The 24,933-nt window shown below is 60.5% G+C and carries 25 protein-coding genes; 11 read left to right on the top strand and 14 right to left on the bottom strand.

Annotation, left to right across the window (positions count from 1 at the left end; genetic code table 11):
* Positions 1 to 8: 8 nt before the first annotated feature.
* From lptC to ACS4NR_RS26180, 8 genes are all read left to right on the top strand, one after another.
* Positions 9 to 581 carry an LPS export ABC transporter periplasmic protein LptC gene (lptC, locus tag ACS4NR_RS26215; protein WP_095139497.1) on the top strand — a complete coding sequence of 191 codons (573 nt, stop codon included), beginning with the start codon at positions 9 to 11 and terminating at the stop codon, positions 579 to 581.
* Positions 568 to 1,113 (top strand): lipopolysaccharide transport periplasmic protein LptA, encoded by a 546-nt coding sequence (lptA, locus tag ACS4NR_RS26210; protein ID WP_103485943.1) that lies wholly within the window; start codon positions 568 to 570, stop codon positions 1,111 to 1,113. Before lptC ends, lptA begins: the two co-directional genes overlap by 14 nt.
* Positions 1,113 to 1,838 carry an LPS export ABC transporter ATP-binding protein gene (gene lptB / locus ACS4NR_RS26205; RefSeq protein ID WP_095139495.1) on the top strand — a complete coding sequence of 242 codons (726 nt, stop codon included), beginning with the start codon at positions 1,113 to 1,115 and terminating at the stop codon, positions 1,836 to 1,838. The genes lptA and lptB overlap by 1 nt, the downstream gene beginning before the upstream one ends.
* Before the next feature lie 187 nt (positions 1,839 to 2,025).
* A complete protein-coding gene (locus ACS4NR_RS26200) occupies positions 2,026 to 3,519 on the top strand; it encodes an RNA polymerase factor sigma-54 (RefSeq protein ID WP_027610846.1) in 1,494 nt (497 codons plus the stop codon).
* Positions 3,520 to 3,592: 73 nt separating this feature from the next.
* The gene (gene hpf, locus ACS4NR_RS26195; protein ID WP_025109458.1) at positions 3,593 to 3,901 is read left to right on the top strand and encodes a ribosome hibernation-promoting factor, HPF/YfiA family; all 309 of its coding nucleotides are present in this window, start codon (positions 3,593 to 3,595) and stop codon (positions 3,899 to 3,901) included.
* 12 nt (positions 3,902 to 3,913) lie between these two features.
* Positions 3,914 to 4,378, top strand: a complete 465-nt coding sequence (gene ptsN, locus ACS4NR_RS26190; protein WP_095139494.1) for a PTS IIA-like nitrogen regulatory protein PtsN — start codon at positions 3,914 to 3,916, stop codon at positions 4,376 to 4,378.
* Positions 4,379 to 4,380: 2 nt separating this feature from the next.
* Positions 4,381 to 5,238, top strand: a complete 858-nt coding sequence (rapZ, locus tag ACS4NR_RS26185) for an RNase adapter RapZ (protein ID WP_095139493.1) — start codon at positions 4,381 to 4,383, stop codon at positions 5,236 to 5,238.
* A 15-nt stretch (positions 5,239 to 5,253) separates the two neighbouring features.
* The gene (locus ACS4NR_RS26180) at positions 5,254 to 5,529 is read left to right on the top strand and encodes an HPr family phosphocarrier protein (RefSeq protein ID WP_095139492.1); all 276 of its coding nucleotides are present in this window, start codon (positions 5,254 to 5,256) and stop codon (positions 5,527 to 5,529) included.
* 91 nt (positions 5,530 to 5,620) lie between these two features.
* Here ACS4NR_RS26180 and ACS4NR_RS26175 read toward each other — a convergent pair whose 3' ends face one another.
* The 6 genes from ACS4NR_RS26175 to pmbA all read right to left on the bottom strand — a co-directional run bounded on the left by ACS4NR_RS26175 (position 5,621) and on the right by pmbA (position 10,953).
* The gene (locus tag ACS4NR_RS26175) at positions 5,621 to 6,514 is read right to left on the bottom strand and encodes a ZIP family metal transporter (RefSeq protein WP_456018700.1); all 894 of its coding nucleotides are present in this window, start codon (positions 6,512 to 6,514) and stop codon (positions 5,621 to 5,623) included.
* Positions 6,515 to 6,544: 30 nt separating this feature from the next.
* Positions 6,545 to 7,156, bottom strand: a complete 612-nt coding sequence (locus ACS4NR_RS26170; RefSeq protein WP_007967201.1) for a superoxide dismutase — start codon at positions 7,154 to 7,156, stop codon at positions 6,545 to 6,547.
* 1 nt (position 7,157) lies between these two features.
* Entirely contained in the window at positions 7,158 to 7,598 is a 441-nt protein-coding gene (locus ACS4NR_RS26165) for a hypothetical protein (protein WP_007967199.1), read from the bottom strand.
* Between the two features lie 27 nt (positions 7,599 to 7,625).
* A complete protein-coding gene (locus ACS4NR_RS26160; protein ID WP_456018699.1) occupies positions 7,626 to 9,002 on the bottom strand; it encodes a class II fumarate hydratase in 1,377 nt (458 codons plus the stop codon).
* Positions 8,983 to 9,390: a FagA protein gene (locus ACS4NR_RS26155; protein WP_456018698.1), complete on the bottom strand. Its 408-nt coding sequence runs from the start codon at positions 9,388 to 9,390 to the stop codon at positions 8,983 to 8,985. Before ACS4NR_RS26155 ends, ACS4NR_RS26160 begins: the two co-directional genes overlap by 20 nt.
* 216 nt (positions 9,391 to 9,606) lie before the next feature.
* Complete coding sequence (gene pmbA, locus ACS4NR_RS26150; protein ID WP_456018697.1) at positions 9,607 to 10,953, bottom strand: metalloprotease PmbA; 1,347 nt, start codon at positions 10,951 to 10,953, stop codon at positions 9,607 to 9,609.
* A 108-nt stretch (positions 10,954 to 11,061) separates the two neighbouring features.
* Here pmbA and yjgA point away from each other — a divergent pair, with 108 nt between their 5' ends.
* Entirely contained in the window at positions 11,062 to 11,586 is a 525-nt protein-coding gene (gene yjgA / locus ACS4NR_RS26145; protein ID WP_003221672.1) for a ribosome biogenesis factor YjgA, read from the top strand.
* Between the two features lie 92 nt (positions 11,587 to 11,678).
* Here yjgA and tldD read toward each other — a convergent pair whose 3' ends face one another.
* The 8 genes from tldD to mreB form a co-directional block, all read right to left on the bottom strand.
* Positions 11,679 to 13,121, bottom strand: coding sequence for a metalloprotease TldD (tldD, locus tag ACS4NR_RS26140; RefSeq protein ID WP_007961588.1), 1,443 nt, complete (start codon positions 13,119 to 13,121; stop codon positions 11,679 to 11,681).
* Positions 13,122 to 13,125: 4 nt separating this feature from the next.
* Positions 13,126 to 13,986, bottom strand: a complete 861-nt coding sequence (locus ACS4NR_RS26135) for a carbon-nitrogen hydrolase family protein (RefSeq protein WP_456018696.1) — start codon at positions 13,984 to 13,986, stop codon at positions 13,126 to 13,128.
* Between the two features lie 136 nt (positions 13,987 to 14,122).
* Positions 14,123 to 17,926 carry a YhdP family protein gene (locus ACS4NR_RS26130; RefSeq protein ID WP_456018695.1) on the bottom strand — a complete coding sequence of 1,268 codons (3,804 nt, stop codon included), beginning with the start codon at positions 17,924 to 17,926 and terminating at the stop codon, positions 14,123 to 14,125.
* Between the two features lie 75 nt (positions 17,927 to 18,001).
* The gene (rng, locus tag ACS4NR_RS26125) at positions 18,002 to 19,459 is read right to left on the bottom strand and encodes a ribonuclease G (RefSeq protein ID WP_007961585.1); all 1,458 of its coding nucleotides are present in this window, start codon (positions 19,457 to 19,459) and stop codon (positions 18,002 to 18,004) included.
* Between the two features lie 58 nt (positions 19,460 to 19,517).
* Entirely contained in the window at positions 19,518 to 20,114 is a 597-nt protein-coding gene (locus ACS4NR_RS26120) for a Maf family protein (RefSeq protein WP_456018694.1), read from the bottom strand.
* Positions 20,115 to 20,158: 44 nt separating this feature from the next.
* Positions 20,159 to 20,650: a rod shape-determining protein MreD gene (gene mreD / locus ACS4NR_RS26115; RefSeq protein WP_007961576.1), complete on the bottom strand. Its 492-nt coding sequence runs from the start codon at positions 20,648 to 20,650 to the stop codon at positions 20,159 to 20,161.
* On the bottom strand, positions 20,650 to 21,762 hold the full coding sequence (gene mreC / locus ACS4NR_RS26110; protein ID WP_456020411.1) for a rod shape-determining protein MreC: 1,113 nt from the start codon (positions 21,760 to 21,762) through the stop codon (positions 20,650 to 20,652). Before mreC ends, mreD begins: the two co-directional genes overlap by 1 nt.
* Before the next feature lie 141 nt (positions 21,763 to 21,903).
* Complete coding sequence (gene mreB, locus ACS4NR_RS26105; protein WP_002555108.1) at positions 21,904 to 22,941, bottom strand: rod shape-determining protein MreB; 1,038 nt, start codon at positions 22,939 to 22,941, stop codon at positions 21,904 to 21,906.
* Between the two features lie 211 nt (positions 22,942 to 23,152).
* Between mreB and gatC the strand changes: the two genes are divergently transcribed.
* Both gatC and gatA read left to right on the top strand, forming a co-directional pair.
* The gene (gene gatC / locus ACS4NR_RS26100) at positions 23,153 to 23,440 is read left to right on the top strand and encodes an Asp-tRNA(Asn)/Glu-tRNA(Gln) amidotransferase subunit GatC (RefSeq protein WP_003221657.1); all 288 of its coding nucleotides are present in this window, start codon (positions 23,153 to 23,155) and stop codon (positions 23,438 to 23,440) included.
* Between the two features lie 16 nt (positions 23,441 to 23,456).
* On the top strand, positions 23,457 to 24,908 hold the full coding sequence (gatA, locus tag ACS4NR_RS26095) for an Asp-tRNA(Asn)/Glu-tRNA(Gln) amidotransferase subunit GatA (RefSeq protein ID WP_047597858.1): 1,452 nt from the start codon (positions 23,457 to 23,459) through the stop codon (positions 24,906 to 24,908).
* The last annotated feature ends 25 nt before the right edge of the window (positions 24,909 to 24,933 follow it).

Here is a 24,933-nt window from a genome sequence, read left to right as displayed (position 1 = left end):
GCCAAACCATGTTTAGCAAAAAATTTCGCAACTTCCTGCTGTTCGGCTGCATCGCCGCCATGTTTGCGGCGGTCGGCTACTGGAACATCAGTCCGGAACGCTTCCTCGACAAGCCTGTGGCCAAAGTCGAAGACACCGCTATCGACTGGTACGCCACCAACACACACACTCTGCAATACTTGCCAGACGGCAAAGTGCAGTACGAGATGACCTCCGACAAGGCCGAGCACGTCAAGGCAACGGACATCACACTCGTGACCAAACCCGACCTGAACATGTACCGCGGCACCGAATTTCCGTGGCACGTAACCAGTGAGCGTGGCGAAGTGAATCCGGACGGCACGCAGGTCGAACTGATCGATTCCGTGCGCATCAAGCGCACCGACGAAAAGAACCGCGATCTGCTGGTCACCTCCACTCGCATGACGGTGTTCCCGCAGCAACAATATGCGCAGACCGAGCAACCCGTTAGAATCGACGGCGCTGGCGGTGTATCGACTGGTGTAGGAATGAAAGCGTATTTGAAGGAAAGCAGGATACACCTGCTATCGAACGTAAGAGGACAGTATGAGGCTCGTTAAAACCCTCCCTATTTTGCTCAGTCTGGGCGCAGCACTGGGAAGCGTGAGCGCCTGGGCTCTGCCGAACGATCAGCAGCAACCTATCCGCATTCAGGCCGACGACGCCCAGCTGGACGACAAGAACGGCATCGCCACCTATAAAGGTGACGTGATCATTACCCAGGGTTCGATGATCGTTAAGGGCAATACGGTGACCATCACTCGCACCCCGACCGGTGACATCGACGTGGTGACTTCGGTCGGCAACCTTGCCTACTTCGAGCAACTGCAAACCCAGGGTGACACCAAGCCTGTTCAGGGCTGGGGTGTGACGATTCAGTACCATGCCGCGCAAAACCGCGTCGTGCTGATCGACAAGGCCAAGGTTGTCGACAAGGACAACAACACCACTCAGGGCGAGAAAATCGTCTATGACACGGTGAAGAAGCTGGCCAGTGCCGGTCGCGCTACCGGCAGCAAAGTCACCGAAGCGCGTCCGCGTATCGACATGGTGATCCAGCCGAAGAAGAAAACCGACGAGAAAACCCAGTAATGGCAACTCTGAAAGCTCAACACCTGGCCAAGGCCTATAAAAGCCGCCAGGTTGTGCGCGACGTCAGCCTGTCGATCGACAGCGGCCAGATCGTTGGCCTGCTCGGCCCGAACGGCGCGGGCAAGACCACCTGCTTCTACATGATCGTCGGCCTGGTGCAGGCCGATCAGGGCCGCGTACTGATCGATGATCTGGACGTCAGCCATCAGCCGATGCACGGCCGTGCCAAGGCCGGTATCGGCTATCTGCCGCAGGAAGCGTCGATTTTCCGCAAACTGTCGGTGGCCGATAACATCATGGCCATCCTCGAAACCCGCGCGGAACTCGACAAGGCCGGTCGTCGCAAGGAACTGGAAAGCCTGTTGCAGGAATTCCACATCAGCCACATCCGCGACAACCTCGGCATGAGCCTGTCCGGTGGTGAACGCCGCCGGGTGGAAATCGCCCGCGCCCTGGCGACCGCACCGAAATTCATCCTGCTCGACGAACCGTTCGCCGGTGTCGACCCGATCTCGGTCGGCGACATCAAGCAGATCATCCACCACCTCAAGGCCAAGGGCATCGGTGTACTGATCACCGACCACAACGTGCGTGAGACCCTGGATATCTGCGAGACCGCCTACATCGTCAACGACGGTCAACTGATCGCTGAAGGCGATTCGGCGACCATCCTTGCCAACGATCTGGTGAAGGAAGTGTACCTGGGCCACGAGTTCCGCCTATAAGCGAACAGTGCCCGGTGAGCCGCCCGGGCGCTGTATCGATTCAAGCAGGATTTAAAACGCTTTTATTGTTACAGCGCTCTAGGCAAACACGACAGTTTCAGGCATATAATTTGCTTAAGTTTGGCGCTCCGGCGCCCTGTAGTGGATGGCGCATGCGCGCCGGCGAATAAGGTGTTAAGCCCCTGCCATGAAACCATCGCTAGTCTTGAGAATGGGCCAGCAGCTGACGATGACACCGCAGCTGCAACAGGCCATCCGCCTGCTCCAATTGTCGACCCTGGACCTGCAACAGGAAATCCAGGAGGCCCTGGAATCCAATCCGATGCTCGAACGCCAGGAAGAAGGCGACGACTTCGACAATACCGATCCTTTGGCCGACAACGCCGAACAAAAACCCAACACCGACATTCAGGAACCGTCCTATCAGGAAGCCGCCCCGACGGTGGACAACCTGGAAGATGGCGAATGGAACGAGCGCATTCCTAACGAACTGCCCGTTGATACCGCCTGGGAAGATGTCTACCAGACCAGCGCCAGCAGCCTGCCCAGCAGCGATGACGACGAGTGGGACTTCACCACCCGCACCTCCGCCGGGGAAAGCCTGCAAAGCCATCTGTTGTGGCAATTGAACCTGGCGCCGATGTCCGACACCGACCGCTTGATCGCCGTGACCCTGATCGATTGCATCAACAATCAGGGGTACCTCGACGAAACCCTAGAAGAAATTCTCGACGCCTTTGATCCGGAGCTCGACATCGAGCTGGACGAGATCGAAGCCGTTCTGCATCGCATCCAGCAGTTTGAACCCGCCGGCATCGGCGCGCGCAACCTTGGCGAATGCCTGCTGCTGCAACTGCGTCAGCTCCCGGCCAAGACCCCGTGGCTCAACGAAGCCAAACGGCTGGTCAGCGATTACATTGATCTGCTGGGGAGTCGCGACTACAGCCAACTGATGCGGCGCATGAAGCTCAAGGAAGATGAACTGCGCCAGGTCATCGAACTGGTGCAGAGCCTCAATCCGCGCCCGGGCTCGCAGATCGAATCGACCGAAGCCGAGTACGTGGTGCCCGACGTCATTGTGCGCAAGGACAACGAGCGCTGGCTGGTTGAGCTGAACCAAGAGTCGGTGCCCCGTCTGCGGGTCAACGCGCAGTACGCCGGTTTCGTCCGTCGCGCCGACACCAGTGCCGACAACACCTTCATGCGCAATCAGCTCCAAGAGGCACGCTGGTTCATCAAAAGCCTGCAAAGCCGCAACGAAACGCTGATGAAAGTGGCCACCCAGATTGTCGAGCATCAGCGCGGCTTCCTGGAATACGGCGATGAAGCCATGAAGCCGTTGGTCCTGCATGACATCGCCGAGGCGGTCGGCATGCACGAATCGACGATTTCCCGGGTCACCACCCAGAAATTCATGCATACCCCGCGCGGTATTTATGAACTGAAATACTTTTTCTCCAGCCACGTCAGCACCTCCGAAGGCGGCGAATGCTCGTCCACGGCGATCCGCGCGATCATCAAAAAACTGGTTGCGGCGGAAAATCAGAAAAAGCCGTTGAGTGACAGCAAGATCGCTGGTTTACTGGAGGCACAAGGCATTCAGGTGGCTCGCCGCACCGTCGCCAAGTACCGCGAATCCCTCGGGATCGCGCCTTCGAGCGAACGCAAGCGGTTGATGTAAGCCACGTTACAGCGTTCCAGTGGCAGGCTCTTCGGCCTGCCGCTTTATGCACTGGCAACGAAGGAGAAGCTGTATGCAAGTCAACATCAGTGGACACCAACTGGAAGTGACCGAACCTCTGCGCACCTACATCAACGAGAAACTCGAACGATTGGAGCGCCATTTCGACAAGATCACCAACGTGCAGGTCACGATGTGTGTCGAAAAGCTCAAGCAGAAAATCGAAGCCACCTTGCATATACCCGGCAGCGAAGTGGTCGCCAACGCAGAAGATACCGATATGTACGCTGCGATCGACTCACTGACCGACAAGCTGGATCGCCAACTCAAAAAGCATAAGGAAAAGACCCAGAGCCTCCTTCAGGGCGCAACCGGTCGTTAACACCCCCAACCCATGATCCGACTTGAAAGTATCCTGACCCCCGGCCGTTCCCTGGTGAACGTGCCGGGCGGCAGTAAAAAGAAAGCCCTCGAACAGATTGCCAACCTCATCCATAAAGAAGTGCCGGATCTGGCCATGCAGGATGTTTTCGAGAGCCTGGTAGCCCGTGAGAAACTCGGTTCCACCGGTTTCGGCAACGGTATCGCCATTCCCCACTGTCGCCTCAAAGGCTGCGAATCGCCTATCAGCGCGCTGATGCACCTTGATGCCCCCATCGATTTCGATGCCATCGACGGCGCACCGGTCGACCTGCTGTTTGTTCTGCTGGTCCCGGAAGCGGCCACCGATGCCCACCTGGAATTACTGCGCCAGATCGCCAGCATGCTCGATCGCAAGGAAGTGCGCGAAAAACTGCGCAGCGCACCGAGCAACGAAGCCTTGTATCAGGTCGTCCTGAGCGAGCAGAACGGTCATTAATCATGCGTTTGATCATCGTCAGTGGCCGTTCCGGCTCGGGTAAAAGCACCGCCCTGGATGTCCTTGAGGACAACGGCTACTACTGCATCGACAACCTGCCGGCCGGCCTGCTACCGGAACTCGCCGAACGCGCCCTGATTCACACCGAGCTAACCCAGCCGCTGGTGGCCGTGTCGATCGATGCGCGCAATCTGCCGAGCCACCTGTCGCGTTTCCCCGAACTGCTTGAAGAAGTCCGGGCCCGGCACATCCAGTGCGATGTGTTGTATCTGGATGCCGACGATGAAACCCTGCTCAAGCGCTTTTCGGAAACCCGCCGGCGCCATCCGTTGAGCAATGCCGATCGCTCGCTGGCCGAGGCAATCAACGATGAGACCGCCCTGCTCGGCCCGATCGCCGATCTGGCCGACCTCAAGGTCAACACCACCAATCTCAATCTGTACCAGTTGCGTGACACCATCAAGCTGCGACTGCTGAACCAGCCGGAGCCGGGCACGGCGTTTCTGGTCGAGTCGTTCGGCTTCAAGCGTGGCATGCCAGTGGATGCGGATCTGGTGTTCGACGTGCGCTGCCTGCCCAATCCGTACTGGAAACCGGAACTGCGTGCACAATCGGGTCTCGACGCACCTGTCGCCGAGTACCTGGCTGCACAACCGGAGGTTGAAGAGATGTTCCAGGACATCTTCGGCTACTTGAACAAATGGCTGCCACGCTTTGCCGCGAGTAACCGCGCCTATGTCACCATTGCGATTGGCTGCACCGGCGGGCATCACCGTTCCGTTTACCTGACTGAACGTCTGGGTCAGGCCCTGCAGAAAACCCTGAAGAACGTCCAGGTTCGCCACCGCGACCTCACTTAAAGGATTCACACCGCGATGCCTGCTCGTGAAATCGAAATCATCAACAAATTGGGTCTGCATGCCCGAGCGTCGGCCAAGTTCGTCGGGGTGGCGGGCCAGTTTCCCGATTGCACCATCAGAGTAGGCCGCACCCCGGAAAACACGGTGGACGGTAAAAGCATCATGGCGATGATGATGCTGGCTGCCGGCAAAGGCACCAAAATCTATCTGAGTACCGAAGGCCATCAGGAACAGGAAGCGCTGGATGCATTGGTGGCGTTGATCAACAACTACTTCGATGAGGGTGGTTGATCGTCAAAAGACCAAAAGATCGCAGCCTTCGGCAGCTCCTACACTGGAATCCAGATCCCTGTAGGAGCTGCCGGAGGCTGCGATCTTTTTTTCAGCCCAATGCGGTATCCATCACCATCATCAGACAAAACCCGATCAGCAAGCCAAGACTGGCCAGCTTGTCATGACCATGGCGGCGCGATTCCGGAATGACTTCGTGAGTCACCACCAGCAACATCGCCCCCGCCGCCAGCGCCAGCCCCAATGGCAATAACAGCTCCGCCAGACTGACCAGCCAGGCACAGAGCAGTGCAAACACCGGTTCGACCAGCCCTGACGCCGCACCGATCAAGAACGCCTTGACCCGCGACATCCCCGCCCCGGCCAGGACCAGCGCAATCACCAATCCCTCCGGCACATCCTGCAAGGCGATGCCCATCGCCAGACTGTCGGCATCCGGCATGCCGCCGCCAGCCGACACACCCACCGCCATGCCTTCCGGGATGTTGTGGGCAATGATGGCGAAGACGAAGAGCCAGATGCGCGGCGGAATCACTGGGTGTTCCAAGGTGCCGACAAGCATTTCCGGTGAGGCGCCGGACAGTTTCAGATCCACCAGATACAAACCGAATGCACCGAGCATGATGCCGAAGCAGATCAGACCGCTGGCGGCCCAAGGTGTCAGGCCCAGACTTTCGGCGGCGGTTATGCCCGGCACGATCAGCGAAAACGCGGTCGCCGCCAGCATCACGCCGGCGCCGAAACCCAGTAGCGTATCGCTGAGCCTCTGCGGCATGCGCCGGATCACCAGCACCGGCACCGCGCCGAGCGCCGTACCGAGGGCGCAGATCGCGCCACCCTGCAAGGCGCGCGACAGCTTCGGCTGCAGATCGAGCCATTCCAGCCCGTGCGCCGCCAGCAACGTCATGCCCGCCAGCAGCAACAGCGACCCGATCGCGTAACGAAACATGCGCCCACCGCCAATCGCCAGTGTTTCAGTGCCCATAGTCAGCCCTGGATCGTTTTTATAGAAGACTTAAACCAGTGCAGCCTGATAGCGCGCAGCAACTTCCGGCCAATTGATCACGTTGTAGAACGCATTGATGTATTCCGGACGGCGGTTCTGATAACGCAGGTAGTAGGCGTGCTCCCAGACGTCCAGACCGAGAATCGGCGTATTGCCGCTCATCAACGGGCTGTCCTGATTGCCGCTGCTTTCCACGATCAGCTTTTTCTCGGGCGTGACGCTGAGCCAGGCCCAGCCACTGCCGAAACGGGTCAGTGCGGCCTTAGTGAAGGCTTCCTTGAAGCTGTCGAGACCGCCCAGTTGCTCCTCGATCGCCTTGGCCAGCGCGCCGTCAGGCTTGCCGCCACCGTTGGGCACCATGACTTCCCAGAACAACGAATGGTTGGCATGCCCGCCCCCCTGATTGATCACGGCCGCGCGGAGTTTTTCCGGCAACTGCTGAACGCTGGCGACCAGTTTTTCCACCGGCCATTCGGCGTACTCGGTGCCTTCGACGGCGGCATTGAGGTTGTTGATGTAGGTCTGGTGGTGCTTGGTGTAGTGGATCTCCATGGTTTGCGCATCGATGTGCGGTTCCAGGGCGTCGTAGGCGTACGGCAAGGCAGGCAAGGTAAAAGCCATTTCAGTGGACTCCATGATGATGTGAGGCTGACGCGCGGCGTGCGTTGCCGGTGTCCGGGTGCAGCAGGCGCTGGGTGCGCGGGTATTCGCCGTGCTCGCTGATGAAATTCAGCAGTTCGACGTAGGTCTTGCTGCTCTGGCGCAACGCCGCTTCCCGCAGGGCCGGGCGCAGGCGCTCGTCCTGCATGGTCTGCAACAGCCGCTGATGAATCGCGCAGAGGTACTCGGCGCTCTCCTCCGGCTGATTCAGGCGCAAGTGCAGATCCGCCAGGTTGTGGTGGGAGATGACGCAGGCCGCCACCGCTTCATCGGCATCTGCCCAGCGCTCGAACAATACTTGCGCCAGCGCCAGGGCTTGCAGGTAAGCCTCGCGGGCATCAATCAGCTCGCCGAGCATGAAGCAGCGATTGGCCCGTTCGATCGTGCGTTTCCAGTGCTCCATGGTGAGCCTCCAAAGCGGTTGCGGGATTTACACGCCGCCGGCGGTGAGTTTCTCGGGGTTGAGCAACTCTTCCAGTTGGCTGCGGGACAGATCGGTATGTTCCAGCGCGACGTCGATCACCGGGCGCCCTTGTCTGTAAGCCTGCTTGGCGATTTCGGCGGCCTTCTGATAGCCGATGATCGGGTTGAGCGCGGTGACCAGAATCGGGTTGCGCGACAGCGCTTCCTTGAGCCGCGACTCGTTAACCTTGAAACTGGCGATGGCCTTGTCGCCGAGCAGACGACTGGCATTGGCCAGCAGCTCAATGCTGCTGAGCAGGTTCTGGGCGATGATCGGCAGCATCACGTTCAGTTCGAAGTTGCCCGACTGGCCGGCGATGGTGATTACCGAGTCGTTGCCGATAACTTGCGCGGCAACCATTGCGGTGGCTTCCGGGATCACCGGGTTGACCTTGCCCGGCATAATCGAGGAGCCCGGTTGCAGGGCTTCCAGCTCGATTTCGCCGAGGCCGGCGAGCGGGCCGGAGTTCATCCAGCGCAGGTCATTGGCGATTTTCATCAGCGACACGGCGGTGGCCTTGAGCTGGCCGGAGACGGCGACGGCGGTGTCCTGGGAGCCGATCAGCGCGAACAGATCCTTGCCCGGAGTGAATTGCACATTCGCCAGTTGGCTCAACTGGCGGCTGAAACGCGCAGCGAATTCCGGATGAGCATTGATCCCGGTACCGACCGCCGTACCGCCCTGCGCCAGCGATTGCAGGCTCGGCAGCAAATCCTGCAGATGACCGATATTGGCTTTGAGCTGCTGCGCCCAGCCATTGAGCACCTGGCTCATGCGCACCGGCATCGCGTCCATCAAATGGGTACGACCGGTTTTGACGTGGTGATGCACCTGTTCGGCTTTGTTTTCGATGACCTGCACCAGGTGCAACAGCGCTGGCAGCAACTGTTCATGCAGGGCCAACGCTGCGCTGACGTGGATGGTGGTTGGAATGATGTCGTTGCTGCTCTGGCCGCAGTTGACGTGATCGTTCGGGTTGACCGGCTCGCCAAGCAGACGGCTGGCGAGGTTCGCGATCACTTCGTTGGCATTCATGTTGGAACTGGTGCCGGAACCGGTCTGGAAGATATCCACCGGAAAATGCTGCATGAAATCGCCTTCGAGCAGGCCTTGCGCGGCATCGCTGATGGCTTTGCCCTGGCCGGCGCTGAGCTGGTTGAGTTCGACGTTGGCCCGCGCGGCGGCGGCTTTGGCAAGGATCAGCGCACGGATGAATTGAGTGGGCATCGGCTTGCCGCTGATCGGGAAGTTATCCACTGCGCGCTGGGTCTGCGCGCCGTAGAGAGCGTCCACCGGCACCTGCAGTTCGCCCATGCTGTCGCGCTCAATACGTGTCTTGGTCATCGGTAAATCCTTGGACTAATTCAATGAGAGGAATCGAGGGTTGCAACTCGCAGGTCGCCAGTTGCCAGGTGTAGCGCTGCCAGCGCTGGAGCCGGCAGTTGCACAGCGACAGGCGCTCCATTTCACGCAACGGGCGCCAGGCTTGATCGAGACACAGGCTGCGCCAGTGCCACGGCAAGGCGATGTCGCTGGCCGTGTCGAGCAGCAAACGGAAGGAGGTTTCAGCGATGGTCCACGGGGAAGTCGCCGTGCAGCAGGCCAGATAACGTCCTTCGGCCAGGTAATGTTCGATCAGGCGTGGTTCATCGGGATCCATCGCGCAACGGATCTGGCGACTCATCCAGCGCCAGCTTTCGAGGTATGGCTGGTCGTGCAAGGCAGAACTCATGATCCGGGACTCGTTCGGAGATGAGATTCATTATTAGATGATAATGAGAACCAAAACAAGAGCGCCTTTGTAGGAGCTGCCGCAGGCTGCGATCTTTTGATTTTGCTTTCACACACAAGATCAAGAGATCGCAGCCTGCGGCAGCTCCTACAGGGCGGACATGAAAAAGGCGCGCCATCCGGGGGGATGGCGCGCCTTTTTTGTTGCCGCCGGGTTTTAGCTACCCGCGACAGTCATCCGCTCGATCAACACCGAACCCGTGCGAATATTGCTCCGCAGCTCCAGATCATTACCGACTGCAACGATCTGTTTGAACATGTCGCGCATGTTGCCGGCGATGGTCACTTCCTGCACTGCAAACTGGATTTCGCCGTTCTCGACCCAGAACCCCGCCGCACCACGCGAATAATCGCCGGTGACCATGTTCAAGCCATGGCCCATCAACTCGGTAACCAACAACCCACGGCCCATGCGCTTCAACAGCGCCGCCTGATCTTCATCACCGTGAGTGACGAACAGGTTGTGCACGCCACCCGCATTGGCGGTGCTCGGCATGCCGAGTTTGCGCCCGGAGTACGTGCCGAGGATGTACGACACCAACTCGCCCTTCTCGACGAACGGTTTGGCGTAGGTGGCCAGACCATCACCGTCGTAGGACGCACTGCCCATGGCGCGCATCAGATGCGGACGCTCATCGATGGTCAGCCATTCCGGAAACAGCTTCTGCCCCAGCGTGCCTTCGAGGAACGACGATTTGCGATACAGACTGCCGCCAGACACCGCCGACAGGAAGCTGCCGAACAAACCTCCCGCCAGTTCAGCGGAAAACAGCACCGGCACTTCGCAGGTCGGCACCGGACGCGCACCCAGACGGCTCGCGGCGCGTTGCGCGGCACGCTGACCAATGCTCACCGGATCCGCCAGCAGGCTGCCCTGACGATTGACGTCATACCAGTAATCGCGCTGCATCTGGCCATCGGCTTCGGCGATCATCACGCAGCTGAGGCTGTGCCGGGTCGACGCGTAACCGCCGATGAAACCGTGGCTGTTGCCATACACACGGCAGCCCTGATGAGTGCTGAGGGTAGTGCCGTCGGCGTTCTTGATTCGCGCATCGGCGTCGAACGCCGCGGCTTCGCAGAGCAACGCCTTCTCGATGGCCTGCTCTGGGGTGATGTCCCATTCGTGGAACAGATCGAAATCCTGCACATCCCTGGCCATCAGCGCGGCATCGGCGAGACCCGAGGCTTCGTCTTCAGAGGTGTGTTTGGCGATCGCCAGTGCGGCAGCGACGGTTTCGCGAATCGCGTCCGGACCGCTGGCGGAGGTGCTGGCCGAGCCTTTGCGCTGGCCGACGTACAAGGTGATGCCAAAGCCCTGGTCGCGATTGAATTCGACCGTCTCGACCTCACGCTGACGCACCGACGTCGACAAACCCTGCTCCAGCGACACCGCGACTTCACAGGCGCTGGCGCCCTGACGCTTGGCTTCGGCGATGATCTGCTCGACCTGCTCCTGCAATGCCGGCAATGCTTGCGGGCCGACGCTTTGAACTGCACTCATGCTCATCTCCACTCAAATTCTGCTTTCGGCTGGGGTCATCGAGCGACCGGGCCGGACAAGCGGCCCCCGACTGGTTATCATGGCGGCGTTTCTTTGCGGACTGCCACCATGGTTGATTCTTACGACGACTCCCTCGATACGGGAGAAAAAAGCAAATCTCAGGTCAAACGCGAGCTGCATGCTCTGGTTGACCTTGGCGAGCGCCTTACAACACTCAAGCCCGACTTGCAGGCAAAACTGCCATTGACCGACGCTTTGCGCCGGGCCTTGGCCGATGCGCCGAAGCACACCGCGAACATCGCGCGTAAACGGCACCTGCAGTTCATCGGCAAACTGATGCGCGATCAGGACACTGACGCGATTCTGGTCCTGCTCGATCAACTCGATGCCTCCACCCGTCAGTACAACGAGCGTTTCCACAACCTCGAACGCTGGCGTGACCGCCTGATCGCCGGTGACGATGCCGTGCTGGAGAAATTCGTCGTCGAATACCCGGACGCCGATCGCCAGCAACTGCGTTCCCTGATCCGTCAGGCTCAGCACGAGGTTGCGCAAAACAAACCTCCTGCTTCCAGCCGCAAGATCTTCAAGTACATCCGTGAGCTGGACGATACCCAACGCGGTCTGCGTTGATACTCGCCCTGTAGGAGCTGCCACAGGCTGCGATCTTTTGATCTTGAAAAAGCAAAGATCGCAGCCTGCGGCAGCTCCTACAGCTGGTTTATTTATGCGCCCGTGCCACCCACGGTAATCGCATCGATCTTCAGCGTCGGCTGACCGACACCCACCGGCACCGACTGCCCGTCCTTGCCGCACGTGCCCACACCGCTGTCCAGCGCCAGATCGTTACCGACCATCGACACCCGGCTCATCGCCTCGGGGCCGTTGCCGATCAACGTCGCGCCCTTGACCGGCGCGGTGATCTTGCCATCCTCGATCAGGTACGCCTCGCTGGTGGAGAACACGAACTTGCCGCTGGTGATGTCGACCTGACCGCCGCCAAGGTTGGCGCAGTAGATGCCCTTCTTCACCGACGCGATGATTTCCGCCGGATCGCTCTCGCCTCCGAGCATGTAGGTGTTGGTCATGCGCGGCATCGGCAGATGCGCGTAGGACTCACGACGACCGTTGCCGGTACGGGCCACGCCCATCAGGCGCGCGTTGAGTTTGTCCTGCATGTAACCCTTGAGCACGCCGTTCTCGATCAGCGTGGTGCACTCGGTCGGGGTGCCTTCGTCGTCGACGCTCAGCGAACCGCGACGACCGCTCAACGTGCCGTCATCGACAATGGTGCAGAGCTTGGAGGCAACCATTTCGCCCATGCGCCCGCTGTAGGCCGAACTGCCCTTGCGATTGAAGTCGCCTTCCAGACCATGACCGACCGCTTCGTGCAGGAGCACGCCGGACCAGCCCGAACCGAGGACGACAGGCAAGGTGCCGGCCGGTGCCGGAATCGCTTCCAGATTGACCAGTGCCTGACGCAGCGCTTCACGGGCGTAGCCCATGGCGCGGTCTTCGGCGAGGAAATAACGATAGTCGGTTCGCCCGCCGCCGCCATGTCCGCCGCGTTCGCGACGGCCATTCTGCTCGACGATCACGCTGACGTTGAAACGCACCAGCGGACGCACGTCAGCGGCCAGGCCACCGTCGGTGGACGCCACCAGAATCCGTTCCCAGACCCCGGCCATGCTCACGCTGACCTGCTGAATCCGTGGATCGAGGGCGCGGGTAGCGACGTCGATGCGCTTGAGCAGCTCGACTTTCTCGGCGCGGCTCAGCACTTCCAGCGGGTTGTCCGGCGCGTACAGCTGTGCGACATCCTGAGTGCTGAATGCCTGCACCGTGCCGTTCTGCCCGGCGCGGGAGATCGAACGCGCAGCACGCGCCGCCGCACCAAGGGCTTCAAGGGTGATCGCGTTGCTGTAGGCAAAACCGGTTTTCTCGCCGGACTGCGCACGCACGCCAACACCCTGGTCGAGGTTGAAGCTGCCTTCCTTGACGATACCGTCTTCCAGCGACCACGACTCGGAGATCTGGCCCTGGAAATACAGATCGGCAGCATCGATGCCCGGGCCGGCCAGATCGCCGAGCACACCTTGCAGGCTCTCGATGGTCACGCCGCCGGGCGCCAACAGGTGATCACTGACTGAGGACAACAACTCGCTCATAGGTTTACGCCTTAAATTCATGTTCTGAAGCAGGCCGCTGGGCGCCCTGCGAGAAAAACCGCCGATGATTCGTCACCGGCATTCGCGCCCTGATAGACGCTTGTTCATCACTGTCGCGAGCGGCCAACAACACCGCTTCGCCTTGATCCTGATCCGCCAGCACCCGGCCCCACGGATCGATAATCGCCGCATGACCGAAGGTCTCACGCGGTCCCGGGTGGGTCCCGCCCTGTGCTGCCGCCAATACGTAACACTGGGTCTCGATGGCCCGGGCGCGAATCAGCACGTCCCAATGCGCCGCACCGGTCACTGCAGTGAAGGCCGATGGGGCGGTAATCAACTCGGCCCCGGCAGCGCGCAATTCACTGTACAGCTCCGGAAAGCGCAAGTCGTAGCACACGGTCAGGCCAACCCGGCCAACCGGCGTGTCCGCGACCACCACGCCACTGCCATAAGCATAGTCATCGGATTCACGGTACCGCCCGCGATTGTCCGCCACATCGACGTCGAACAGGTGCAACTTGTCATACCGCGCCACGGTTTCACCCTGATCGTTGACCAGCAGCGAGCAGGCGTGGGACTTGGCGTCCGGTTGCCCGAGCGGTGGCAACGGCAACGTGCCGGCCACTATCCATAACTTGAGGTCGCGTGCGGTCTGTTTCAACCATGGCAGGATCGGCCCGTCGCCGAGCGCTTCGGCGCGACCGATATCGGCGATGTCGCGACGGCCCATGGCAGCGAAATTTTCCGGCAGCACTGCCAGCTTCGCGCCGCTGGCCCCAGCCTGTTCGAGCAGGCGCCGAGCCTGCGCCAGATTGGCCAGCACATCGCTCTGGCTGACCATTTGAATCACCGCTAAAGACATGGCCGCTTCCTGACAGGGAGTCCACTTATCACTGTAGGAGCTGCCGCAGGCTGCGATCTTTTGATTTTGCTTTTAAAAACCAGATCAAAAGATCGCAGCCTGCGGCAGCTCCTACACGGGGGAAGCCTCATGCTACTCAAAAAGGCTTGTCGAAGGTGATTTTCGGCTCTTTCCACGGGCCTTTGACGGTGTACTTGACGCTGGCGAAGCGCGCCACACGATCGCCGATCAGCTTGTCGATCAGGAACAACGCCCCGCCGACCGCCGGCGCGCCGACAATCAACGCAGCAATCGGCAGGTTGTTGGTCACCGGCAAGGTCACCAGCAATTTCGCATCGACCTGATCGCCGACCAGATCCAGCGTACCGTCCAGCTCAAGATTGCTCGAAGGACCGGTCAGACGAATCGGCTCGCGGGTGACATACACGCCGTTATTGGCCACCAACAGGCCCTTGACCCGGTCATAGCTCAGGCCCTTGCCGAACAAATCGGAGAAGTCCAGACGCAGGCGCCGGCCGATGGAGTTGAAGTTGAGCAGGCCAAACACCCGCAACGCCTGCGCGCCGCCCTCCACTTCAACGAATTGACCTTTGTTGAGCGAAGCATCCAGCGTGCCGGAGAAACGCTTGGTCGCCAGCCATGCCGGCGAACCCGGCCAGCGGCCATCGACGTCCATGTGGAACTCTTCACTGGTCACGCTTGGCGCAAAGCCCCAGCCCTTGAGCACATCGGCGAGGTTCTTGCCGCTGATCCGGCCCTTGAACCAGCTGTTGGTCGAACCCGGCGCCCCTTCCCAGCCGCCATTGCCCTGCAACAGGATGCCCTTGAGGCCCATGTCGAGGTTATTCAGGACGATGCCTTTGGCCGTCGGTCGCACCTTCAGCGACCAGCCGCCAACCAGATCCTGGCCCAGAAACAACTGATTGATGGTGATATCCAGCGCGGGAATCTTCGTCGGGTCAACCGAAACCAGCGGATCAGGCGAATTCTCGTCCGCCTGCACCGTCGGATCCGGCGCCGGCAAGCGCACGTATTGCAGATTGACCGCGATCGGCGCGCCCTTGACATCGGGCAGGCTGGCCGAACCCTTGGCCTGCTGACTATCGAGTGCCAGATTCCACGCCCACGGCTTGCGATAGACCTGAACCGCGGCCTGATCCAGCGTGGAGCCGAATGCGGTGAGCTTGCCCACCTTGAAGTCGGCACTGTTGAGCAGTTGTTTGGCACTGCCGCCCGGATCGTTGCCAGCGTATTTGCCGAGCAGATCCTGCCACGGCGCGACGTCCAGCTCCGACAGCACACCGCGAATGCGCAAGCCCTTGGCATTCGGCAGTACGGCGTCGCCGGTTCCTAGAAACAGCTCACCGCGACCATCGGCGATATTGCTCGGCGGCGCGGCGAAGATGAAGCTCGCCAGTTGATCGTAGTTGACCCAGTAACGCCGCTCCGGTCCCTGCAGCGTCATGCGGAACACCGTGTCACGACCCTGCTCGGCCGACATGCCGAACGGCGCCGGCAGATCCACCGCGACGCCTTTCATGCTGGAACTGACGATGAGCTGACTGTCGGTGCCGTCGAGGTTGACCTGCAACTGATAGGGAAGGGTCCCGGACACCGGCAATGGCTGAGTCACGCCCAGCCAGTCCGTGAGTTTCTTGACTTCGACCTGCCCGGAAGCCGCGACCCGAGTCTTGATTTTATTGGCGCTGCCATCGGCAAAAATCTGTGCGGTCACGGGCTTGTCGAAAGCCCTGGCGGCGATGTTCTGCCCGCTCAAACCCTTGGCGCTGTCGAAGCGGAAATCGCCCTTGAGCTGACTCAGTTCCAGCTTCGGCTCAGCCAGTTTCAAGCGCGCATTGGCGGTCTTGAAGTCAACGAGGATCTTCGGCAGATCGCCCTTTTCCAGCGGAATGTCGAGTTTGACCTTGCCCTGCAGATCGCCCTCACCTTCCCAGCCAGCAAAGGTTTCGCCCGTGCCAATCGGCGCAGTCTGCAGAATCTTCAGCCCGTCGCCCAACCCGCCGGCAAACCCGCCGTCGAGGAACATGTGGGTAGGTTGCCCGGCTGGCACATGGGGAATATTGACGAAAACATTGCTGACCTGGGTGTCGAGCAACTGGCCCTTCTCGGCCACGATGCGCACGCCGCTGTCTTCGATGAACACGTCGCCGCTGACCTTGCTCACGTGCGGCCAACCCGGCTGGAACGCCAGCTCGGCGTCATGCACCTTGAAAAACAGGCTGATGCTGCGATCCGAGTCCTTGGCGTTTTTGCTCAGCGACCCCTGGTACTGGAAGAAACCCTGATCCACGGCGCCCTTGAGGATCGCCGTACGCAGCCACTCGTCGAGGGCCGGGCTCAAGACTTCGGGCAGGTATTTGGTGGTGTAGCGACCGTCGCCATCGACCAGCCCGACGCGCAGGTCCATGTAGTCTTCCTGGCTATGATCGAAATGCAGGCGGATCAGGAAGTCGCCGGCAATCTTGCCCTCTTCGCCCAGCACTTTCAGGTAGGGCGCGATCAGGGTGAAACCTTCTTTGTCGAGCTTCCACGTCAGTCGGGCATTGGCCTGAATGTATTGCCATGGCTTGGCGAAGATCGGGTCGAGGTGCAGGACGAAATCCTTGCTGTCCAGGCGCAACTCGCCGCCGTCGAGGTTGCCGCTGAGGCTGCCACTGACGTTTCGCGCCGCCGGGGCACCGTGATAGGCATCGAAACCGACATTATCGAGGTTGGCAGCGAAGCCGAACTTCGAGCCGTCGGTGGCGTTGGGACGAAAATCCAGCAGCACGTTGCGCAGTCCACCCGTCACCTTCAGGTGGTCGACGACCGTGGCGACGTTTTCGGGCAACGGCCCCAGCGCATTGAGCAACGGCGTGATCGGTGTCAGGTCGAGGCGGTCGGCCTGCAAGTGCCACAACTCATCGGTTTTATCGGTGGCCACCGTCTGCTTGAGCTGCACACGGGATTCCCAGCGATTCTCGCCGAAGTTCATCGCCAGCGAATCGAGAGTAACGATCGCGCCCTCGTCATCCCGCTGGTAATAGCCGTTGAGCGCCAGATTGCTGATTTTGATCGGCTTGCGCTCGGCATAAGCGCCGGTCACCTGCGGTGCGTTCAAGCGGATGGCGGCGCTTTGCAGAGCGCCGTCGTTCCAGTTCACCCACAGCTCGCCGCCCGCCTTGATCTCGGAAAAATTCCATTGTTGGGTCACACGCTCCGGCAGCCACTTCGACCAGTCGCTTTGCGGCAGGCTGACATAACCGTCAACCGAACTGTTGCGCAATTGAGAGGGGCGAATCCGTGTACGCAGGCTCATCGCTACCGGTTGCCCATCGGGCAAGGTCAGACGAGCATCAAGACGCTGACGGCTGCTGCCGGTTTTCAGATTGAGGCCAACATAAGTAAAGGTCATCGGTGCCTGATCCAGCGGCTGCACGGTCACCTGACTGTCGAGCACCGACAATTGCTGAACCATCTGCGAGCGCTTGAACAATTGTTCGGGATCAAGCGGCTGATCCTTTTGCACCGGCAAGCCTTCCAGCGCCCAGGTGCCATCCTGCGCTTCCTTGACGCTGATCTTCAGGCCGTTCAGTTCCAGGTGGGCGATGCGGACTTCGCGCGCCAGCAGACTGGCCCAGAGATCAGGTACCACGCGCACCCGATCCAGGCGCAAGGCATTGGCGCCGTCACCAACCATCACATCATGGGCCAGCAGAATCGGCGCGAAGCCGCTCCAGTTGCCTTCCAGTTCGCCGATCTGCAACGGCATGCCGAGTGCGGCGGTGGCCTTGTCTTCGATATCGGTGCGGTATTCCGCCACCAGCGGCGTCAGTTCCCGACCGAGGCTGACGTACAACGCCATCAACACCAGAACCAACGCGCACAGGCCCAGCCCCCAGCGGGTCAGTGTGGCCAAAATGCGTGTCAGACGCTCCATGTCAGTTGGCTCCCATGGCAAAAAAACTACTAAAAGCTGAGGCCAGCCGTTGTGGATTAAATGTGCTGCAGGGGTTCAGAGCAGCACCACGTCATATTGTTCCTGGGAATACATGGTTTCGACCTGAAAGCGGATGGTGCGGCCGATGAACCCTTCAAGCTCGGCGACATTACCCGACTCTTCGTCGAGCAGCCGATCCACTACTTTCTGGTTCGCCAGTACCCGATACCCCTCGGCCTGATAGGCGCGGGCTTCACGCAGAATCTCGCGAAAAATCTCGTAACAGATGGTTTCCGGGGTCTTCAGCTTGCCACGGCCCTGGCAACTGCTGCACGGCTCGCACAGCACTTGCTCAAGGCTCTCGCGGGTGCGCTTGCGGGTCATCTGCACCAGGCCCAACTCGGTGATGCCGATGATGTTGGTCTTGGCGTGATCACGTTCGAGCTGTTTTTCCAGGGTACGCAGCACCTGGCGCTGGTGCTCTTCATCTTCCATGTCGATGAAGTCGATGATGATGATCCCGCCCAGATTGCGCAGGCGCATCTGCCGGGCAATCGCGGTGGCGGCTTCGAGGTTGGTCTTGAAGATGGTTTCTTCGAGATTGCGATGACCAACGAACGCGCCGGTGTTGACGTCGATGGTGGTCATGGCTTCCGCCGGGTCGACCACCAGATAGCCGCCGGACTTGAGCGGCACTTTGCGCTCGAGGGCTTTCTGGATTTCGTCTTCGACGCCATACAGGTCGAAAATCGGCCGCTCGCCCGGATAGTGTTCCAGACGATCGGCGATTTCCGGCATCAGTTCGGCGACGAACTGCGTGGTTTTCTGAAAAGTTTCCCGGGAGTCGATGCGGATCTTCTCGATCTTCGGGCTGACCAGATCGCGCAAGGTGCGCAAGGCCAGGCCGAGGTCTTCATAAATCACACTCGGTGCGCCGATGGTCTGGATCTGCGCATTGATCTGATCCCACAGGCGCCGCAGGTAGCGGATGTCCATGAGGATTTCATCAGCCCCGGCACCTTCGGCGGCGGTACGCAGAATGAAGCCACCGGCCTCTTTGATTCCTTCCTTGGCCACACAATCGCTGACCACCTGCTTGAGGCGTTCGCGCTCGGCTTCGTCTTCGATCTTCAGGGAAATGCCGACATGGGCGGTGCGCGGCATGTACACCAGATAACGCGACGGAATCGACAACTGAGTCGTCAGTCGCGCACCTTTCGAGCCGATCGGGTCCTTGGTCACCTGCACCACCAGGCTCTGCCCTTCGTGCACCAGCGCGCTGATGCTTTCTACCGCCGGGCCTTCGCGCAGGGAAATTTCCGAGGCATGAATGAACGCGGCGCGATCCAGACCGATATCGACGAACGCCGCCTGCATGCCCGGCAGCACGCGCACGATCTTGCCTTTATAGATGTTGCCGACGATCCCGCGCTTTTGCGTGCGCTCAACGTGGACTTCTTGCAGCACACCGTTTTCGACCACCGCCACGCGCGATTCCATCGGCGTGATGTTGATCAGAATCTCTTCACTCATGGCAGGGTCTCGTTCAGGCGTGTTCACGATAATGGCCGCATCTTGATTCGTACGACGCTCATTGCGCGTTCAGGTTTTGCCAACAGGGTATGCCGAAATGGCCCAACAGTTCTGCGGTTTCGCAAACCGGCAGCCCGACCACCGCCGAATAGCTGCCATTGAGGCCGGCGACAAACACCGCGCCGAGGCCCTGAATGCCATAACCGCCGGCCTTGTCCCGGGGTTCGCCACTGGCCCAGTAGGCCGCAGCCTCTTCGCGGCTGATCGGACGGAACCGCACCAGACTGCGCACCACGCGCGACTCGCAGCGCTGGTCTTGCAGCACAGCGATGGCGGTCAGCACTTCATGCTCCTTGCCGGACAACATCATCAGCATGGCGCATGCGTCGGCTTCGTCCACCGGTTTGCCAAGAATTTTGCCGTCGAGCACCACCGCGGTGTCCGCGCCCAGAACGCAAAACGCCGCGTCGGACACCAGCGTGCGTCGACCGGCCTCGGCCTTGCCACGCGCAAGGCGTTCGACATAGGCCGAGGGCGATTCTTCAGGGAGCGGGGTTTCATCGATGTCCGCAGTGATGGCGGAGAACGGCACGCCGATCTGCGTGAGCAACTCACGCCGACGCGGCGAACCAGAGGCGAGGTAAAGCGGCTTCATCAAGACATCTCCCTTGTCGAGGTGCGGGCACATGCCTGACCGAATCAGTTGATTTTGTAGCGCCGGCGCAATCCACGCAAAGCGAAGCTGACCCAAGGCCAGAGCAAGGCACTGACCAGTGCCGGCAGTACCAGCGCCAGGGTGGGCTGACGATTGCCGGTCAAGGCGCTGAGCCACAGTTGAACCAGTTGAGCGAGGCCGAAGATCACCAGGATCACCAGGCATTGCTGCCACATCGGGAACATCCGCAGACGCTGCTGCAACGACAGCACGAGGAAGGTGATCAGCGTCAGGATCAAGGCATTCTGGCCAAGCAGATCGCCCTGCAGCACGTCTTCGGCCAGCCCCAGACAGAACGCGGTGACCATGCCGACCGTATGGGGCATGTACAACGCCCAGAAAGTCAGCAGCAAGGCCAGCCAGAGGGGACGCAGGATTTCCATGAACATTGGCAGCGGTGAAACGCTGAGCAGGATGCCGACGACAAACGTCAGCCAGACAATCCAGCCGTTACGCGAAGCGGTAGCGCCGACCATTATTCTTGTCTCCCGGTGTTAGCTGGCGCGGCGGCAGGTGGTTTCGCCGCCGGACGCGCAACAGGCTGGGATGCCGGCGGCTTGCTCGCCGCCGTGGGCTTGGCCGCAGGTTTGGCCGGCGTGGTGCTGGCCGCAGCAGCTGGCGCTGGAGCGGTCGGCGCAGCTGGCGTTGTCGCGGCTGCCGGTGTGTTGACGACTTTCGGCACCGTGGCCGGAAGCATCGGGCCGCCGCCCTGCGCATCAAGATTTTCCTGGGCCTGCGCCGCATCGTTGGCGCGTTCTTCGGCAGTGCGGTTGTCGCTGAATACCAGCAGCAGATAACGACTGCGGTTCAATGCAGCGGTCGGCACCGCACGGACAATCGCGAACGGCTGGCCGGAGTCGTGGATGACTTCCTTGACCGTCGCCACCGGATAACCGGCCGGGAAGCGCTGACCCAGGCCGGAGCTGACCAGCAGATCGCCTTCCTTGATGTCGGCGGTATCGGCAACATGCCGCAGCTCCAGACGTTCCGGGTTGCCGGTGCCGCTGGCAATCGCCCGCAGACCGTTACGGTTCACCTGCACAGGAATGCTGTGAGTGGTATCGGTCAGCAGCAGCACCCGGGAGGTGTACGGCATCAACTCGACCACCTGGCCCATCAGGCCGCGTGCATCGAGCACCGGCTGACCGAGCACCACGCCATCGCGCTCACCTTTATTGATGATGATGCGATGGGTGAAGGGATTGGGGTCCATGCCGATCAACTCGGCCACTTCGACCTTTTCGTTGACCAGTGCGGAGGAATTGAGCAACTCGCGCAGCCGCACGTTCTGCTCGGTGAGGGCGGCAAGCTTCTGCATGCGGCCCTGCAACAGCAGGTTCTCGGTCTTGAGTTTTTCGTTTTCGGCGACAAGCTCGGTGCGGCTGCCGAACTGACTGGCGATGCCTTCCCACAGCCGTCCGGGCAGGTCGGTGATCCAGTAGGCGTCCATCAACACCAGCGACGCTTGTTTGCGCGCGGGTTTGAGCAGGTCGAAGCGGGCATCGACCACCATCAGCGCGACCGACAGCACGGCCAGCACCAACAGGCGCACACCCAACGAAGGGCCTTTGGCGAAAAGCGGTTTAATAAGCCGCTCCTCCCAGGCAAATGTTCTGTTTATTCATACGGCATCAAACCGGCCTGGATGAAGACTGACAGAAGATAAACGCCAACAGGCAGCACTGCAAAGTGCTGCCTGTGCGCTCACCCACGTATTGCAACCCGGCGATTATTCGCTGGAGAGCAGGTCCATGGTGTGCTTGTCCATCATTTCCAATGCACGGCCACCGCCGCGAGCAACGCAGGTCAGCGGGTCTTCGGCAACGATCACCGGCAGACCGGTTTCCTGGGCCAGCAACTTGTCGAGGTCACGCAGCAGCGCGCCACCACCGGTCAGCACCAGACCACGCTCGGCGATGTCGGAAGCCAGTTCCGGCGGCGATTGCTCCAGTGCGCTTTTCACCGCCTGAACGATGGTAGCCAGGGACTCTTGCAGAGCTTCCAGCACTTCGTTGGAGTTCAGGGTGAATGCGCGTGGAACGCCTTCGGCCAGGTTGCGACCGCGAACGTCGACTTCGCGAACTTCGCCGCCCGGGTAGGCCGTACCGATTTCCTGCTTGATGCGCTCGGCAGTCGATTCACCGATCAGGCTGCCGTAGTTGCGGCGCACGTAGGTGATGATCGCTTCGTCGAAACGGTCGCCGCCCACGCGGACGGATTCGGCATAGACCACGCCGTTCAGGGAGATCAGCGCGATTTCAGTGGTACCACCACCGATATCGACGACCATCGAACCGCGTGCTTCTTCAACCGGCAGACCGGCACCGATCGCAGCCGCCATCGGCTCTTCGATCAGGAACACTTCACGGGCACCGGCACCAAGGGCCGATTCACGGATGGCACGACGCTCAACCTGGGTGGATTTGCATGGAACGCAGATCAGCACACGAGGGCTGGGCTGCAGAAAGCTGTTTTCGTGAACCTTGTTGATAAAGTATTGCAGCATCTTTTCGCAGACGCTGAAGTCAGCGATCACGCCGTCCTTCATCGGACGAATGGCAGCAATGTTGCCCGGCGTACGGCCGAGCATGCGCTTGGCTTCGGTGCCGACAGCGACGACACTTTTCTGGTTACCGTGTGTCCGAATGGCCACAACCGATGGCTCATTCAGGACGATACCGCGCTCGCGCACGTAAATAAGGGTGTTGGCAGTGCCCAGGTCAATGGAAAGATCGCTGGAAAACATGCCACGCAGTTTCTTGAACATGGGAAAGGGACCCTAGGCAACGCGTGGGTAAAAAAGTGCGGCAAACTCTAACAACGACAGGGATTTTGGGCAAGGCGCCAATATGTTAAATTGGCCGCTTTTCTGTGCACCAAGCCCCACAATCGCGGCCTTATGACCGTAGAAGTGCGGTAGTGTTCCGACAATCTAACACACGGACGCCGTCCGTTCTGTTTTCCACTGGAGAATCCCGATGGCGCTAGAACGCTCCGACGTGGAAAAAATCGCACATCTGGCCTGCCTTGGCCTGAATGATGCCGATCTTCCGCACATTACTTCCGCCCTCAACAGCATTCTCGGGCTGGTCGACGAAATGCAGGCCGTCGATACCGACGGTATCGAGCCTTTGGCCCACCCGCTGGAAGCCAGTCAGCGCCTGCGCGCCGACGTCGTGACCGAGACCAATCACCGCGAGGCCTATCAGTCCATCGCACCAGCGGTCGAAAACGGCCTGTATCTGGTTCCGAAAGTCATCGACTAAAGGGAAAGAGCCTGCAATGCATCAAATGACTCTGGCCGAGATCGCCCGCGGTCTCGCCGATAAAAAGTTTTCCTCCGAAGAGCTGACCAAAGTCCTGCTGGCGCGTATTACCCAGCTCGATCCGCAGCTCAACAGTTTCATCAGCCTCACCGAAGAGCTGGCACTCGAGCAGGCGAAAGCCGCCGACGCGCGCCGGGCCAACGGTGAGAGCGGCGCCCTGCTCGGTGCGCCGATCGCTCACAAGGACCTGTTCTGCACCCAGGGCATCCGCACCAGCTGCGGCTCGAAGATGCTCGACAACTTCAAGGCGCCGTACGACGCAACCGTGGTTGCGAAACTGGCCGCAGCCGGCGCCGTGACCCTGGGCAAGACCAACATGGACGAATTCGCCATGGGTTCGGCCAACGAGTCGAGCTGGTACGGCGCAGTGAAAAACCCGTGGAACCTGGAACACGTGCCCGGCGGTTCGTCCGGTGGTTCGGCCGCCGCGGTTGCCGCTCGTCTGTTGCCGGCGGCCACCGCCACCGACACCGGTGGTTCGATCCGTCAGCCCGCTGCATTCACCAACCTCACTGGCCTGAAGCCGACCTACGGTCGTGTTTCGCGCTGGGGCATGATCGCTTACGCCTCCAGCCTCGATCAGGGCGGCCCGTTGGCGCGTACGGCCGAAGACTGCGCGATTTTGTTGCAAGGTATGGCCGGGTTCGATCAGAACGATTCCACCAGCATCGATGAGCCGGTTCCGGATTACTCCGCCAGCCTCAACACTTCGCTGCAGGGCCTGCGCATCGGCGTGCCGAAGGAATATTTCAGCGCCGGTCTCGACCCGCGCATCGCCGAACTGATCCAGAACAGCATCCAGGAGCTGCAGAAGCTCGGTGCCGTTATCAAGGAAATCAGCCTGCCGAACATGCAGCACGCGATTCCTGCGTACTACGTGATCGCCCCGGCCGAAGCTTCCTCGAACCTGTCGCGTTTCGACGGCGTGCGCTTCGGCCATCGCTGCGAGAACCCGGAAAACCTGATCGACCTGTACAAGCGCTCCCGTGGCGAAGGCTTCGGGCCTGAAGTGCAGCGCCGGATCATGGTCGGTGCCTACGCGCTGTCCGCCGGTTACTACGACGCCTACTACCTGAAAGCGCAGAAGATCCGTCGTCTGGTGAAAAACGACTTCATGGCGGCCTTTAATGAGGTCGACATCATCCTCGGCCCGACCACGCCGAACCCGGCCTGGAAGCTCGGCGCCAAGAACAGCGACCCGGTCGCTGCCTATCTGGAAGACGTCTACACCATCACCGCCAACCTCGCGGGCCTGCCGGGTCTGTCGATGCCGGCCGGTTTTGTCGACGGTCTGCCGGTGGGCGTGCAGTTGCTCGCGCCGTATTTCCAGGAAGGCCGTTTGCTCAACGTTGCCCACCAGTATCAGTTACACACTGACTGGCACACCCGCACCCCGCAGGGGTTTTGAAACTGCTGCGCTCGGTAATGCTGCG

The organism is Pseudomonas sp. JQ36 (assembly GCF_053851495.1).
This window is presented reverse-complemented; position numbering and strand designations above follow the sequence as displayed.

What these genes read in the sequence shown, in the direction of transcription:
- ptsN (WP_095139494.1), top strand. Translation starts at nt 3,914, where the DNA reads ATGATCCGACTTGAAAGTATCCTGACCCCCGGCCGTTCCCTGGTGAAC.
- hpf (WP_025109458.1), top strand. Translation starts at nt 3,593, where the DNA reads ATGCAAGTCAACATCAGTGGACACCAACTGGAAGTGACCGAACCTCTG.
- mreD (WP_007961576.1), bottom strand. Translation starts at nt 20,650, where the DNA reads ATGGTCGGCGCTACCGCTTCGCGTAACGGCTGGATTGTCTGGCTGACG.
- tldD (WP_007961588.1), bottom strand. Translation starts at nt 13,121, where the DNA reads ATGAGCGAGTTGTTGTCCTCAGTCAGTGATCACCTGTTGGCGCCCGGC.
- ACS4NR_RS26200 (WP_027610846.1), top strand. Translation starts at nt 2,026, where the DNA reads ATGAAACCATCGCTAGTCTTGAGAATGGGCCAGCAGCTGACGATGACA.
- gatA (WP_047597858.1), top strand. Translation starts at nt 23,457, where the DNA reads ATGCATCAAATGACTCTGGCCGAGATCGCCCGCGGTCTCGCCGATAAA.
- ACS4NR_RS26165 (WP_007967199.1), bottom strand. Translation starts at nt 7,598, where the DNA reads ATGGAGCACTGGAAACGCACGATCGAACGGGCCAATCGCTGCTTCATG.
- ACS4NR_RS26175 (WP_456018700.1), bottom strand. Translation starts at nt 6,514, where the DNA reads ATGGGCACTGAAACACTGGCGATTGGCGGTGGGCGCATGTTTCGTTAC.
- yjgA (WP_003221672.1), top strand. Translation starts at nt 11,062, where the DNA reads ATGGTTGATTCTTACGACGACTCCCTCGATACGGGAGAAAAAAGCAAA.
- ACS4NR_RS26170 (WP_007967201.1), bottom strand. Translation starts at nt 7,156, where the DNA reads ATGGCTTTTACCTTGCCTGCCTTGCCGTACGCCTACGACGCCCTGGAA.
- lptA (WP_103485943.1), top strand. Translation starts at nt 568, where the DNA reads ATGAGGCTCGTTAAAACCCTCCCTATTTTGCTCAGTCTGGGCGCAGCA.
- gatC (WP_003221657.1), top strand. Translation starts at nt 23,153, where the DNA reads ATGGCGCTAGAACGCTCCGACGTGGAAAAAATCGCACATCTGGCCTGC.
- rapZ (WP_095139493.1), top strand. Translation starts at nt 4,381, where the DNA reads ATGCGTTTGATCATCGTCAGTGGCCGTTCCGGCTCGGGTAAAAGCACC.
- ACS4NR_RS26160 (WP_456018699.1), bottom strand. Translation starts at nt 9,002, where the DNA reads ATGACCAAGACACGTATTGAGCGCGACAGCATGGGCGAACTGCAGGTG.
- ACS4NR_RS26130 (WP_456018695.1), bottom strand. Translation starts at nt 17,926, where the DNA reads ATGGAGCGTCTGACACGCATTTTGGCCACACTGACCCGCTGGGGGCTG.
- ACS4NR_RS26120 (WP_456018694.1), bottom strand. Translation starts at nt 20,114, where the DNA reads ATGAAGCCGCTTTACCTCGCCTCTGGTTCGCCGCGTCGGCGTGAGTTG.
- mreB (WP_002555108.1), bottom strand. Translation starts at nt 22,941, where the DNA reads ATGTTCAAGAAACTGCGTGGCATGTTTTCCAGCGATCTTTCCATTGAC.
- lptB (WP_095139495.1), top strand. Translation starts at nt 1,113, where the DNA reads ATGGCAACTCTGAAAGCTCAACACCTGGCCAAGGCCTATAAAAGCCGC.
- rng (WP_007961585.1), bottom strand. Translation starts at nt 19,459, where the DNA reads ATGAGTGAAGAGATTCTGATCAACATCACGCCGATGGAATCGCGCGTG.
- ACS4NR_RS26180 (WP_095139492.1), top strand. Translation starts at nt 5,254, where the DNA reads ATGCCTGCTCGTGAAATCGAAATCATCAACAAATTGGGTCTGCATGCC.
- lptC (WP_095139497.1), top strand. Translation starts at nt 9, where the DNA reads ATGTTTAGCAAAAAATTTCGCAACTTCCTGCTGTTCGGCTGCATCGCC.
- ACS4NR_RS26135 (WP_456018696.1), bottom strand. Translation starts at nt 13,986, where the DNA reads ATGTCTTTAGCGGTGATTCAAATGGTCAGCCAGAGCGATGTGCTGGCC.
- ACS4NR_RS26155 (WP_456018698.1), bottom strand. Translation starts at nt 9,390, where the DNA reads ATGAGTTCTGCCTTGCACGACCAGCCATACCTCGAAAGCTGGCGCTGG.
- pmbA (WP_456018697.1), bottom strand. Translation starts at nt 10,953, where the DNA reads ATGAGTGCAGTTCAAAGCGTCGGCCCGCAAGCATTGCCGGCATTGCAG.